The sequence below is a fragment of the Calditrichota bacterium genome, from assembly GCA_014359355.1.
Classification (GTDB): Bacteria; Zhuqueibacterota; Zhuqueibacteria; order JANLFK01; family Oleimicrobiaceae; genus Oleimicrobium.
This window is the reverse complement of the sequence record JACIZP010000146.1, coordinates 1-12134: the sequence shown is the minus strand read 5'-3', so window position 1 is coordinate 12134 and position 12134 is coordinate 1. Positions and strand designations below refer to the sequence as shown.

Here is a 12134-nt window from a genome sequence, read left to right as displayed (position 1 = left end):
AATCGACGCTTCCTTCGAACACCTCGCCCAGGAGCAAGAAGTCGGGCCCGGCAAAGCGATGGAGGTCTGCGCAGTATCTGCGCCAGAAGGCCTTTGGCGCGTGCTTCACCGCATCCAGGCGAAAGCCGTCGCAGTCGGTCTGCTGGATCCAGTACTTGGACATGTCCAGGAGAAAATCGTACACGTGGGGATTCTCTTGAGCAAAGTCAGGCATTCCGTGCAACTCGCGCGTCTCCAATTGCACCTGGTCCTGCCAGTTGTTGATGCTGGTGGAGGCGTCCGCGCCGCTGTGGGGATGGAACCAGTGCCTGTAGCCACGCCGCTGCCAGTTGTCTGGATTGGCCACCCAGGGGTGGTCTGGTGCGACGTGATTGCAGATAATGTCCAAAATGACTTTCATCCCCCTCCGGTGCGCCTCGCTGACCAACTCGCGCAACAAATCGACTGTCCCGAAATGCTCCTCCACGGAAAAAAAGTCGACGGGTTGATAGCCGTGGTAAGGCCACCAGCCCATGAACGACGAGTCGCTGTTGTCGTACACAGGCGACAGCCAAATGGCTGTCACCCCCAACTCCTGGAGATAATCCAGCTTGTTGATTACCCCTTGCAAGTCGCCTCCTTGGTAGGTCTTTAACCAGCCGAGATGCGCCGAGTCGCCATCCCACAGGCGGTGGCTGGCTGGGACGCGGCCGCGATTATTGCTCGTGTCCCCGTCGCAAAAGCGGTCGATGAGGACGAAGTAGATCACGTCATCTCGCCAGTCAATGCCCTCGTGCCAATGCGCCGCGCGGTCCGCCTGCACCAGTGGGACATGGCGTGGGCCGTGCTGATGGCCGCACCCAATGGAGAGCGCGAGCAGCGCCGTAGCAAGCGTGACGCGTAGGTGTGTCCGAAAATGTCGAGGGGACCTGTGGGTCAATCGCCTGGGACGGGGCGGAGCATTCATGGCGTCGTTCTCCTGGGTCGCTAGGGCTCGGCACTGCTGTCGCAAAGCAAACTATGCATTTTGCCCCAGAGTTGCAAGCGTTTTGTTCTTGACTTTTACCGACGAATTTCCTAATCTATGCCGAAATTAGTGAGCGGAATAACAGGAGGGAAGTCATGGAGTACGTCAAGCTTGGCCGCACCGGGCTGAAGGTGAGCAGGATATGCCTTGGCACCATGAACTTTGGACCATACGCCGACGAGCGCGAGAGCTTGGCCATCATGGACAAGGCTTTCGAGCTGGGGATAAACTTCTTCGACACAGCCAACGTGTACGGATGGAAGCTGGGCGAGGGCGTGACCGAGCAAATGATTGGCTCCTGGTTCGCACAGCGCCCTGGCCGCCGCAACCAGATTGTGCTGGCCACCAAGGTCTTTGGCAAGATGGGAGAAGGCCCGAATGATGGTCGCCTCTCGGCCTACCACATCTGCCGCGCCTGTGAGGATAGCCTGCGGCGGCTGCGTACCGACCGCATCGACCTGTACCAGATGCACCACGTCGACCCACAGACGCCATGGGAGGAGATCTGGCAGGCCATGGACCAGCTCATTCAGGCGGGGAAGGTGCTGTACGTGGGGAGCAGCAACTTTGCCGCTTGGCACATCGTCTACGCCAACGCCGTGGCAGCGCAGCGCCACCTGTTTGGCATCGTCTCTGAGCAGAGCAAGTACAACCTCGCGGTCCGCGCCATCGAGTTGGAGTTGATTCCGATGTGTCGCGCCTTAGGCGTTGGCCTCCTCCCATGGAGTCCGCTGGCAGGGGGACTGTTAGGCGGCATCCTCCACGAATCGGCAGAGGGGCGCCGCGCCAAGGAGGACATCAAGAGGGTGTTGGAAAAGCACAGGGGGCAGGTGGAGCGCTACGAGGCTTTCTGCCGGCAGCGCGGGGAGCCGCCTGCAGCAGTGGCCTTGGCTTGGTTGCTGCACAACCCAGCGGTGACCTCGCCCATTATCGGCCCGAGAACCCTGGACCAGCTGGTCTCTGCCATGCGCGCCTTGGAGATTGAACTTTCTGCCGAAGATCTCGCCCAGTTAGACGAGATCTGGCCAGGTCCCGGTGGCCCGGCGCCCGAGGCTTACGCGTGGTGAGGCCCCGGAGGTGCAAGTGCGGAGTGACACGGTGAACCAACGACCTTCCCTTGCAGATATCCGAGAGGCGCACGCGCGGATAGCGCCTCACATCCATCGTACGCCGGTCTTCAGGAGCCGCAGCCTGGACACGCTGGTCGGCGCCGAGCTGTTCTTCAAGTGCGAAAACCTGCAGCGCAGCGGCTCCTTCAAGATTCGCGGCGCCACCAACGCGGTCCTTTCCCTGGGCGCAGAGGAGGCTGCTCCTGGCGTGGTGACTCATTCCTCCGGAAACCACGCGGCAGCGCTGGCATTGGCCGCTCACCTCAGAGGGATCGCCGCGCACATCGTCATGCCGGAGAATGCGCCCGCAGTCAAGGTGGCGGCAGTCAGGGCCTATGGCGGCCGCATTACCTTTTGCTCGCCCAGCATGAAGGCGCGGGAGGAGGCTGCAGCGCGCATCGTTGCAGAAACGGGTGCCACGCTCGTTCATCCCTACAACGACCACAGGATCATCGCGGGCCAGGGCACGGCGGCGCTGGAGCTCCTCGAGCAGGTGGAACATCTGGACATGGTGCTTGCGCCCGTGAGCGGCGGTGGGCTGTTGAGCGGCACGGCCATCGCGGCGAAAGGCTTGCGGCGGCAGGTGCGAGTCCTGGGGTGCGAGCCGCGCAATGCCGACGATGCCTACCGCTCGCTGCGTGAAGGGCGCATCGTCACCAACGAGCACCCCGTGACCATCGCCGACGGCCTGCGTGCGAACCTGGGGGATAAGACCTTTCCCATCATCAGCGAGCTGGTAGACGACATCGTGTTGGTGAGGGAGGAGGAGATTGTGCAGGCCATGCACCTGCTCTTCGAGAGGATGAAGCTGGTGGTGGAACCGTCTGGGGCAGTTGGTTTGGCCGCGGCCCTCTCAGCGAGGGCCAAGATGGCGGGCAAGAGGGTTGGCATCATCCTCTCGGGCGGCAACGTGGACATGAGTGCCTTCTTTGCCTCAGTGTTGCCTCGTGCGGACTCGTAGGCGGAGGCTCCTGGGGCTATCAGTTATTATCGAGCTGCAAGAGGGAAGAGAGATGCGCCGAGCATGGTCTATGCTGCTTGTGGTGCTTGCTGTTGCTGGAACAGTCAACGCAAAGGACCAGGGGCAGTATGAGTTGGCTCTGCGAGCCTACCGTGAGTTTGTCCGACAGCAGATGGCGATGGACGGCATCCCGGGCCTCTCGGTAGGGTTCTGCAAGGACGACTTCAAATGGGCGGAGGGCTTTGGTTACGCCGATGTGGAGAACGGCACACCTGCGACGCCCCATACCTCTTATCGTCTGGCCTCCGTCACCAAGTCCATGACCGCGGTGGCCATTCTGCAACTTGCGGAAAGGGGGCTGGTCGACTTGGACGCTGAGGTTCAACGCTATGTCCCCTACTTTCCGCGCAAGCCATGGCCGATTACCGTGCGCCAGCTCTTGGGCCACCTGGGTGGCATCAGTCACTATAGAAACTACGAGGTGGAAGGAAGGATCAAGGAGCATAAGGACACTCGCGACGCCATTGCCATTTTTGCGGAGTTTGACCTGGTGGCGGAACCGGGCACAAGGTACCACTACAGCAGCTACGGGTATAACCTCCTTGGCGGAGTTATCGAGGGGGCAGCGAAGCAAAGGTATGGTGACCACCTCCGCACTCATCTCTGGCACCCACTGGGAATGGTAAATACTCGCATGGACGATCCGGAGGAGGTGATCCCCAACCGTGCTCGGGGTTATCGGCTCGTCGAGGGTCAGCTTCGTAACTCAGAATTTGTGGACGTCAGCAGTCGTTTTGCCGCCGGTGGCACACGCTCCACCGTCCTGGACCTCCTCGAGTACGCCCGTGGCCTTGAAAGCGGAAAAGTGCTCAGTCCGGAGAGCATCGAAGCGATGTACACCTCCATGGTGACGCGCGGGGGACACTATACGGACTATGGCATGGGATGGGTGGTGCGGCCATTCAACGGGCACTTCTGCGTATACCATACCGGTGGGCAACCAGAGACGCGCACGCTCCTGCTCCTTCTGCCGCGGTTGAACTTCGCCTTGGCGCTTGCCTACAACTTTGAGGGCGGTGACCCTTTTGCCTATGCGGACCGACTGATCCAACTTCTTTTCGACGAGCGGCGTGCCCGCGCCTACCTGGCCTCGCCCGCGGACAGGGCTGTGTACAAGGCTTTGGAGGAGATCTTTGACTACGGCTTAGCCTACTTTGAACGGTACGGACGTCCCGTGACCGCCGACTCTGTCTCCCTGGTGCAGGCGTTTGACTATATACGTCGCTGGGTCTGCCTGGATTCTTTGCGCCGAAACTACCAGGGGACCAGGCGTAAACTCCAGGAGGGACGGCACCCTGTTGCGGGGGAACCCTTTGTCGTCGTCGGATCGCACATGGGACAAGTGCTGGCAACGCGCTACGGAAGCAAGGTCTTGTCGCGATACCACAGAGAGGGGCCACTGCCGTTCTTCGCTGACTATGCGCGGGCATGTGGGAGTCGGCCTGGCTCATCCAACTTGCCGCCTGAGCTGGTGCAGCTCGTGCGCGCCTGGGCAGAGGAGTGGGCAAGGACTTGGACTCCTGTGGTGAGACAGTTGGTTATTGCCCCATTTGTCGACTTGAAGGGCCTTGAAGGCAATCTCCGAAAGTACTTTTCGGGAGCAAGAGTCTACCCTGACTTTACCGTTGAACTCGGCAGGGTTGTGGAGTACCACGCCCTTCGAGGACAGGCGGGCGAGGCCACCCGTGCAGCGCAACTAGCCGTAGAGCTCTACCCTGGGGTAGCGCGGCCGTGGCTGCTGAAATGTTTGGCGGAGCTTTGTTCGGCGGAAGCTGCGAAGGCTCAGGAGAGCCTGCGTCACGCGGAGGACAGGGACAGAGAGGGAGACGTGGTGACGCCTTCCGCACTGAACGGAATGGCAGCGCGGTTGGCAGAAGCGGGCAAATTGGCGGAGGCGTTGACATTCCTCGAGATAGCGATCGCCGAGTACCCGGGAGAGGCCGCCCTTCGTGAGGGCTTGGCAGAGCTTCACCTGCGCCGTGCCCGAGGATATCTGCGAAAGGCTATCGAGCTGGATCCGACCTTGGAAAGCGCGTGGGAAAGGCTCCAAAGAGTCCGGTGAGCGGAGATAACCTGTGAGGCCGCCGCAGGGGGAGCTGTGGCCCTGACGACCCAGTTGCCCGGCAGGGCCGTGGGATGCAAAGCTTCCTCATCCCGCAGGAAGGGTGTCAAGGGCTTGCCGTAATAATGGGCTGAAGCTTTTTCTCGTTCCTCAAAGAAGACAGACTGGGCCTGAGAGATCAAGCACCGGCAGGCGAGCGTTCAGGGAGCCCCGCGAGCCAAACCTGTATGGGCTGACCGTCCTTGGAGCGGCAGAGTGACGCTCCCTCTCGGTGGGGGCTGCGAAGGCCGAAAGGCCCATCATCACGCCAGCGGCGGTTGCTCGCTCGCCCACCACCAGGATGTCGGTCACGCCGTTGCCGGCAGGCTCGTAGACGGCCAGCAAGCCCACTGGCAGATTGGGGTCGAAGTCGCATCTCTGGTCGCCGTCCTTGAACGGCCACGGCCAGCACCTGCCTGGCGGCGCAGATGGGACCGCGCGAGCGCCCGTGGTGCCCCAGCCTACCGCCATGGCCAGCCGATCTCGGGAATAGGTGGGAAAGAAGAGGAGCCGCCACTGGAGCATCAAAAGGCATGTCCCATGCTGAAATAGAGCATCCCTTTCCGCTCTCCCCCACGGCGGTCTACGTTGGCCCCATAGTCGAGTCGCGCCAGGCCGATTGGGGTGTTTAGCCGCAAGCCTACCCCTACCGTAGGGCGCAACTCGGAGAGCTTGAACTGTTGGGGGGCGGACCACACGTTTCCGGCCTCGGCGAACACGACTCCCCCTACCATCTTGTAGACCGCCTGACGCAGTTCTAGGGCGTTGATGACGACCTTCAACCTGCCACCCAACGGTAATCCTCTTGCATCTAAGGGGCCTGCCTTCCGGTACGCAAGGCCGCGAAGGGAGTTCGGACCTCCGGTGTAGAAGCGCTCGTGCAGTGGTATCTTGGGCAGGCCACCCGGTGTGTCTATCCAGCCAAGCTCTGCGGCGGTGGCAATAACTGTCGAAGCACCCACCGGGCGGAACAACTTCGCGCGAAATGATGAACGCACGAAGCTATCCGTCCCCCGCAGAACGAGCCCGGCAAACTCATTGCTCCATTCAAGAAGGACACCGGAGGTGGGATTGAACATGTTGTCCCGGGTATCGTGCACTGCCGTGAGCTTCAAGCCCCGGATGACCGTTCGCTTTCTCTCTGGGGTCACCGTGACCCGGATATGGGATAGTTCGGCCACTTCGTTCTTGAAGGTCAAGACTACCGAAGACCGGGCAGCGTAAGGGCGCCCCAATCTGACCGTATTGGCAACCCGGCGGATATCGAAACCTGGTTCCTGGAGCTGCTCGGCGAGGATGTTTATGTCTGTGCGCAACCGTGTGCCAAAGGTCCATGGTTCGGTGAACGACAGCTCCAGGCCGCGATTGACGAAGCTCGCGTGCGTGGCCAGAGCAAATTTGCGCGCCGTGCCCCTCCAGTTAGTGTTGGCTATTTCCACCCGGCCCCGCCACCTCTCCACCGATTCGTAGCCGAAGGCCACGGTGAATTCCCCCGATTCATTCTCCTTGAGGTCGACTAGGATGTCACGCCTTGTTGAGTCGCCACTGGTGGCGGGTTGCGGGCGAACGAACACTCCTCGGAATAGACCTGTGAGGTACAGCTTGCGCTGCGACGAGAGCAGGCGCGCGTACTCCACTACATTGCCAGTCTTGAAGTCCAATTCCCTGAGCACTACCTTGGGCTGAGTTTTCTCTAAACCCACAAGACGGACCTGGTCGATGGTGCATCTCGCCTTTGCCCGCACGCGGAAATCGATCAGCGCACGATGGCTCTCGTCGTCGAGACGCACCTCTGGAGTGACTTCTGCGTCCAGGTAACCATTATTGGCGTAGAAGGTCAGCAACGAGAGCGTTGCAGCCTCCACCTTGTTGGCCTGGAACGGCTCCCCTGCCCGGATATCGATTCTGCCAAGCAGCACTTCGTCGCTGAATACCCGGTTTTCGAAGACGCTCACTCCTTCCACGCGAGTTAGTTCGCCCTCCTGCACGTGGATTTCGAGGTCGACCATGCGTCGGGCAGAGTCCACACGTGCGAGGTGTCCCGTTACCTGTGCCTGGAGATAGCCACGCTGACGGTAGAAGAGCTCAACCGTTTTCACATCTTCTTGGAAAACCTCTGGGAAGAAGTAGGAACGTCTGAAAAAGGATGTGGGGCGGGAAACCACTATGCGGCGCAGTTGCGTAGCGCTGAAGGCATGCGTGCCTGCGAACCGCAGCGAGCCAATCTTGAGCCTTTGGGTGTCCTTCGTCCCTCCCAGGCAGATAGCCGCTGCTGAAAGGAGGCAAGTCAGGAGAATGAGTTGTGATCCGACGGGCTTCCTCATTTGAACCTCAAACCGTACTTCAATTCGATGGCTGAGCGGCCGCCCTGGTCTGTCTGGCTCTGAACAGAAAGATGTCTGGAAAGGCGGTAGTCCAGGCGGATGCTCTGGTCATTGAGGTGGCCCACGGTTGTCCTGTACGTTATGCTCATACGGCTCGTCACCCTCTTGGAGGCGACCAATTGCGGCCCCCACTCGCGTCCGAACCTGAAGAGATTGCCCTCGATGGTCATCTCCTGCAAGCGAAAGAGAGTGCTCACCTTGCTGGTCGCGTAACTGGAAAGGCGTTGGCTGGACAAGGTTGCCACTCGTTGCTGCAAGACGTCGCTGAGGCCGCTGTCTGGGCCCTTCGCCGTCAGCTGCTGCCGTCTGGCGCCCAGGGTCAGCAGGGCAAGTATGTCAGCTCTATCCAAAGGGGGGTCAGAGGATAGATCGACGACGGCCTGGTCCAAGGGACCCTTGATGGAGAGGGTGATCGTGTAGTCTCTGTTCTCAAGCGTCTGATGGCTTTTCAGCAATGCCTGAGCCTCGAGATCGACGAGGGGGTTATTATGAACTGGATCGACAAAGTCCAGTACCCCTTTCTTAACTTCGAACTTTCGGTCAAGGTAGAGGATGTATCCCTCGCGCGCCTGCAGTCGCCCGGCTAAGTTGGGTTGCGTTGGGTTGCCCTGGAGGCTCAACTCGGAGTGGAGCCGCAGACGAGCCAGGTTGTTGTCAATCCAAAGCTTTTCACTCTCGCGTAGCCGCACATTCAGGCGCGTCTGCCTCAGCAGGGCCGGCATCTCTGGCCTTGGTCGTGGTGTAGACCGTGCGAGTGCCACCAAAGACTGGGGCCTGAATCGATAGCGAAGCCGAGACTCGCCCAGCACCACATCACCGTCCAGCAGGTAGTAGTCGTTTTCCTTTGTGTACCTTAAGCGGGCAGCGCTCACGGTCACGTCCCCCACGTTCGCTCGCGCTATTCTTAAATTATCGAGCCTGACTTGCACATTGGCCTCTTTGACCTTGCCTGCGGCGTACCGCAGGAAGCCCGACCCGGAGAGGGTGCCACCCGCAACCCTGGCAAACAGAGTGTCCAGGTGCACGGCGTCTTGCTGAAACTCTAGGCGCACCAGGCCCTGGTCAACTTCTCCCTGAAGCCGCGGCAGGCGCAAAGAGATCCCGGATACTGTCACCGTGCCATCAACCTCAGGGGCGTAGAGGGGGCCGTGTGCGGCAAGGTCCGCAGAGCAGGCGCCGCGGAGGCCTTCCGCCGCCCCCAGGAGCGGCCGCAGCAGAGAGAGGTCGAGCCGCTCTGCCTTTACGCGAGCCCGGAGCGAGTCGTGCCGCAGGATGCCCTCGGCACCAATCTGCCCAGAGTCCGCAATGGTCCCGCGAAGGTCAAAGTCACATGCATTCCACCCGCTGCCAGTGACCCGCCCGTGGAAATGGAAAGGGGCATCGAAGACAAGGCCCTTCATCTGTTCGACCAGCAGCGTGGAATCTCTTAGCACGGCAAGGAGGTCAATCGCGGTGGCCAGCACACTGTCGGGTTCTCTGGTTATGCTGCCTTCGGTCAGGCGCAGAGAGCCATGAAAACGGGGATTCCGCAGCGAGCCCTCGCAGTGCAGGTCGCAGGTCGCCTGACCTGACAATGACATGCGGGTAGGGAGCAACGGATTCAGTAAAGCTACGTCAAATCCCTCTCCCTGCAAGTGGGCAGAAATCGTGCTCGCCGCCGTCCACCAGCGACCCCGCAAGGCTGGGTGTATCGGTTCAATCGTCGCTGTGGCGCTCGTCGACTGCCCCCCGAGGACAAGCTGCACCGTGCGGACAGTCAGCCTGTTGCCAGCCAGCACTACCTCCCCGCGCAGTGAATCCAATCTACTGCCTGCATACTTTGGTTCGCGGACCAAGAACCAAAGTTTTCCTGTCGGGACATCGTGGTTTTGTGCTGCACTCAATTTGAGATCCAGCAGGCCTCCGACCCCAGGAGCCTTGGGAGCAAGTATCAGGAGGTCGCCGATGTTCAGTCCCCTGCCGCAGACGGACGCTGACCACTGCTTGCTGCTTGGCGCAGAGAAATTCACATCGATCGTGCCGACGGAGCGGCCCTCTGTCAGCGACTGCATTGATTCCGGAATGATCTCCGGCTCAGAGCTCTGCTGCGCGGGTTGCGGTGGCACGATGCAGAAGGTGATCCTCGCCTCTCCTTTGCGTTCGGTCAGTTGGTAGGTCGCGCGTCCGTCCACCAATAGCGAGTCCTTCCGTAGGTGCAACCGGTTACACCGCAGGTGTCCTTCCTCTGCAGAGATCCCGATCTCCGCACGGTCGAAGCGGTAGCCACCAAACGCCGGGTCCCGTAACCTTATGACCAGATTCCCGCGAGGGCTGGTGAGCGGCCCGCGTGCGCTCGCCTCGAAAAAGAGGCTCCCGGTCAGACCAGAAAGATGGAGCGGTGGTCGGTCAGGATCGATGGGGCATAGTGCTCCCCTGATGAGCAGGTCAAGCACGTCCACCCGGTGCTCGGCGACGGCGATTTCGGCGCCCAAGGTGTCGATGGGCAGGTTGCGAAAGGTGAGGTGTCGTCCGGCGACGGTGGCATGGAGCTTCGGTGATTTGGTAGTACCGCCCAGGGTTCCGCCAAGGGCAAGTTCACCGGCGAACTCTCGCACGTTGGCGAGTCTCGCCAGCAGGCCGACGTCGGTTAGAGAGCCCGAAAATGCGCCCTGCAGACGAGAACCACGCAGCGTGGCCTCTGCCGCTATCTCGGCGTCCCCTTGCTTGAGCAGAAACTGGCCAATCCCCCGGTCTAACCTTAGTTGGAGGGAAAGGTCGGGCATCGGCTCAGGGCCAAAGAGGAGATGGGTGGCCAGAAGAGTTCCCCTGGCACGTACGCTGTCCAAGGCGGTACCGACTCCGCGCCACTGCAGGTGCGCCCCCAGCTTCCCGCTCAACTCGGCACCTTCGCCGTACAACCACCGAGCCAGTAGCCCTAGGTCGAGCTCTTCGGCCTGGAGCACAAACTGGTGTCGCAACGCCGGATGCCGGGTAACGGTACCTGAGCAATCTACATGACCACCCAGCAGAGCAACCTGCATTTGTTGCAGGGTCAAAGTCCCTTCTTGCCAGGTTGCATTGAGCCTCAGGTCTATGTCCTTCAGATTGCCCATTGAGGCACGATGGATTTCCATGTAACCCTGAAGCTCTGGTCTTCGCAGGGTCCCCCCGAGGTCAAGGGTACAGCGCAGCTGTCCGGCGAGTTTGCTTCCTGCCGCCCTGGCCACAACCGGCGCCAAAGGCCCTACCTCTCCGCCCAACTCGAACTTGCCACTGAGCTTGGCCTCCTCACCTAAGGACACGGCCTCTGCTTTCCCGGCGAGCGTCATGCCGGGAAGGTGCAGCGTCAGCTGGGAGAGGACGACACGCTCCGGGCTCCATTCTCCCTCAAGCTTCAGGTCGCCGACGAGGAGCGACCCTTCGCGGTAGGGCACGCCAACGGAATCAACCTCGATTGCGCAGAGATAATGGTTCTCTGCCAGCATACTCAGATGGGCGTCCAGATTCTTGGCGACCAGTCGCGCCGATGTGCGCACATCTTCCAGGCACATGGTGGAATTGGCAACGTCGAGGCGCTCTACCTGGACTTTTATGCCGCGGCCGGTGACGCCGCCCGGTTGTTGCTCCCGGTGGAGTCTCGGTGGGAGGTTGAATGTCCCGAGACTGTCCCGTCTCAGGGTGACCGCTAGACCAGTAAGCTCGACGTTCTTCAGAATGAACTGTCGCCTGAACAGCGCCAGGGGCTTATAGTCAATTCTGGCGTGGTGCAATGTGAGGAGCGGTCCTGTTTCTGCGGCGCTTTCAGGCCGGATTACTACATTGCGAAGCTGGAGCCGAGAGACGAGGTTGGTCTCCAGTTCTCCCACCGCGACTGGAAGGTCCAGAGCGCTGGAAATAAGGATTTCCATCACCTTGCAGAGAAAGGCTTCTCCTGGGGGGCATGTCAACAAGAACAATGACAGGCCGAGCGCGCCGGCGAGCAGCCCAACTGCCACCATGACCCGACGGACAAGAAGCTTTCTCCTAGGCAATCTCACTGCTTTGCAGTTCCTCGAGCGAAGGCGGCCGGTAACGTCGCCTCGGGACGCACAGGGCGAAGCCGCCCCGCATATTGTGTTGACCGCCGCTTGGAGGAGAACAGGAGGAGGACGCTTCAGAGACCGGGTGCAGAAATCTTGCCCTGGGAGAAGGCCGGTTTGCGTCCTGTGCGATCTCTTGCGCCCGGGCGGCCATCTCAGCTCAGCGGCCTGCTCAAGCAGGGCGCGATGCCCAGGGTCCCGGGCCCATGTTGCCTCCTCCTCGGCAGCGACCGCCACGAAGATGAGCGGCTCCTCAAGCACCGACTTGTACGGCGCGCAGCACAGCCGGGGGCCGGGAGGGTGGGCGCAAGGGCCTCCTGGGCTCCTGTCGGTTTGACGACCTTTGCACTCCCCGGACAAGTCGAGGTGCCCGTGGACTTCGGCACAGACCGGTCGGCGAGCGCCTTCGCCATGTGCTCCCACCCCTTGAAGCTGACGCGCCGTGCCCAGTGTTT

The 12134-nt window shown here is 61.0% G+C and carries 7 protein-coding genes; 3 read left to right on the top strand and 4 right to left on the bottom strand.

All coding sequences use genetic code 11. From position 1 onward, the window contains the following. Positions 1-748, bottom strand: a 748-nt coding sequence (locus H5U38_05990) for a hypothetical protein (GenBank protein MBC7186566.1), incomplete at its 3' end; no start/stop codon positions are given. A gap of 353 nt (positions 749-1101) precedes the next feature. Here H5U38_05990 and H5U38_05985 point away from each other — a divergent pair. From H5U38_05985 to H5U38_05975, 3 genes are read left to right on the top strand one after another with little or no spacing between them, the layout of a single operon-like run. Further along, complete coding sequence (locus tag H5U38_05985; GenBank protein ID MBC7186565.1) at positions 1102-2073, top strand: aldo/keto reductase; 972 nt, start codon at positions 1102-1104, stop codon at positions 2071-2073. Positions 2074-2104: 31 nt separating this feature from the next. Further along, positions 2105-3076, top strand: a complete 972-nt coding sequence (locus tag H5U38_05980; GenBank protein ID MBC7186564.1) for a pyridoxal-phosphate dependent enzyme — start codon at positions 2105-2107, stop codon at positions 3074-3076. Positions 3077-3128: 52 nt separating this feature from the next. Continuing rightward, complete coding sequence (locus H5U38_05975; GenBank protein ID MBC7186563.1) at positions 3129-5198, top strand: serine hydrolase; 2070 nt, start codon at positions 3129-3131, stop codon at positions 5196-5198. A gap of 150 nt (positions 5199-5348) precedes the next feature. Here the strand turns inward: H5U38_05975 and H5U38_05970 are convergent, their stop codons facing one another. From H5U38_05970 to H5U38_05960, 3 genes are read right to left on the bottom strand one after another with little or no spacing between them, the layout of a single operon-like run. Further along, positions 5349-5762, bottom strand: a complete 414-nt coding sequence (locus tag H5U38_05970; protein MBC7186562.1) for a hypothetical protein — start codon at positions 5760-5762, stop codon at positions 5349-5351. Continuing rightward, positions 5762-7561, bottom strand: a complete 1800-nt coding sequence (locus tag H5U38_05965) for a BamA/TamA family outer membrane protein (protein ID MBC7186561.1) — start codon at positions 7559-7561, stop codon at positions 5762-5764. The genes H5U38_05970 and H5U38_05965 overlap by 1 nt, the downstream gene beginning before the upstream one ends. Beyond that, the gene (locus H5U38_05960; GenBank protein ID MBC7186560.1) at positions 7558-11631 is read right to left on the bottom strand and encodes a translocation/assembly module TamB domain-containing protein; all 4074 of its coding nucleotides are present in this window, start codon (positions 11629-11631) and stop codon (positions 7558-7560) included. Before H5U38_05960 ends, H5U38_05965 begins: the two co-directional genes overlap by 4 nt. Positions 11632-12134: the final 503 nt, after the last annotated feature.